Source organism: Microbacterium sp. NPDC089189 (genome assembly GCF_040685095.1).
Classification (GTDB): Bacteria; Actinomycetota; Actinomycetes; order Actinomycetales; family Microbacteriaceae; genus Microbacterium.
The window spans coordinates 2,482-4,252 of sequence record NZ_JBFBHG010000054.1 but is presented as its reverse complement, the minus strand read 5'-3'; the positions used below and the strand labels follow the sequence as shown (position 1 = coordinate 4,252).

The window sequence follows — 1,771 nt, the reverse complement described above, 5'->3', positions numbered from 1 at the left end:
TAGACCTTTGAAAACTGAACAAAGTAAGACAAACCAAATGTGTAGGGCGTCTTGATTCAATTCAAGACAACAAACATTTTTAACAAGCAAGCAATATGCTAGCAAACAAATTGAGCTTAACAATCGCAAGATTGTTCTAACTTTTATTATGAGAGTTTGATCCTGGCTCAGGACGAACGCTGGCGGCGTGCCTAATACATGCAAGTCGAACGCTTCTTTTCCCACCGGAGCTTGCTCCACCGGGAAAAGAGGAGTGGCGAACGGGTGAGTAACACGTGGGTAACCTGCCCATCAGAAGGGGATAACACTTGGAAACAGGTGCTAATACCGTATAACAATCGAAACCGCATGGTTTCGTTTTGAAAGGCGCTTTACGGTGCCGCTGATGGATGGACCCGCGGTGCATTAGCTAGTTGGTGAGGTAACGGCTCACCAAGGCCACGATGCATAGCCGACCTGAGAGGGTGATCGGCCACATTGGGACTGAGACACGGCCCAAACTCCTACGGGAGGCAGCAGTAGGGAATCTTCGGCAATGGACGAAAGTCTGACCGAGCAACGCCGCGTGAGTGAAGAAGGTTTTCGGATCGTAAAACTCTGTTGTTAGAGAAGAACAAGGGTGAGAGTAACTGTTCACCCCTTGACGGTATCTAACCAGAAAGCCACGGCTAACTACGTGCCAGCAGCCGCGGTAATACGTAGGTGGCAAGCGTTGTCCGGATTTATTGGGCGTAAAGCGAGCGCAGGCGGTTTCTTAAGTCTGATGTGAAAGCCCCCGGCTCAACCGGGGAGGGTCATTGGAAACTGGGAGACTTGAGTGCAGAAGAGGAGAGTGGAATTCCATGTGTAGCGGTGAAATGCGTAGATATATGGAGGAACACCAGTGGCGAAGGCGGCTCTCTGGTCTGTAACTGACGCTGAGGCTCGAAAGCGTGGGGAGCAAACAGGATTAGATACCCTGGTAGTCCACGCCGTAAACGATGAGTGCTAAGTGTTGGAGGGTTTCCGCCCTTCAGTGCTGCAGCTAACGCATTAAGCACTCCGCCTGGGGAGTACGACCGCAAGGTTGAAACTCAAAGGAATTGACGGGGGCCCGCACAAGCGGTGGAGCATGTGGTTTAATTCGAAGCAACGCGAAGAACCTTACCAGGTCTTGACATCCTTTGACCACTCTAGAGATAGAGCTTCCCCTTCGGGGGCAAAGTGACAGGTGGTGCATGGTTGTCGTCAGCTCGTGTCGTGAGATGTTGGGTTAAGTCCCGCAACGAGCGCAACCCTTATTGTTAGTTGCCATCATTTAGTTGGGCACTCTAGCAAGACTGCCGGTGACAAACCGGAGGAAGGTGGGGATGACGTCAAATCATCATGCCCCTTATGACCTGGGCTACACACGTGCTACAATGGGAAGTACAACGAGTCGCGAAGTCGCGAGGCTAAGCTAATCTCTTAAAGCTTCTCTCAGTTCGGATTGTAGGCTGCAACTCGCCTACATGAAGCCGGAATCGCTAGTAATCGCGGATCAGCACGCCGCGGTGAATACGTTCCCGGGCCTTGTACACACCGCCCGTCACACCACGAGAGTTTGTAACACCCGAAGTCGGTGAGGTAACCTTTTTGGAGCCAGCCGCCTAAGGTGGGATAGATGATTGGGGTGAAGTCGTAACAAGGTAGCCGTATCGGAAGGTGCGGCTGGATCACCTCCTTTCTAAGGAATATTACGGAGACTACACACGTTTGTCGATACTTTGTTCAGTTTTGAGAGGTCTACTCT

At 51.4% G+C, this 1,771-nt stretch carries 1 rRNA gene; it reads left to right on the top strand.

The features are described from left to right. Positions 1-144: 144 nt before the first annotated feature. A 16S ribosomal RNA gene (locus AB0N73_RS16260) occupies positions 145-1,705 on the top strand. Positions 1,706-1,771: the final 66 nt, after the last annotated feature.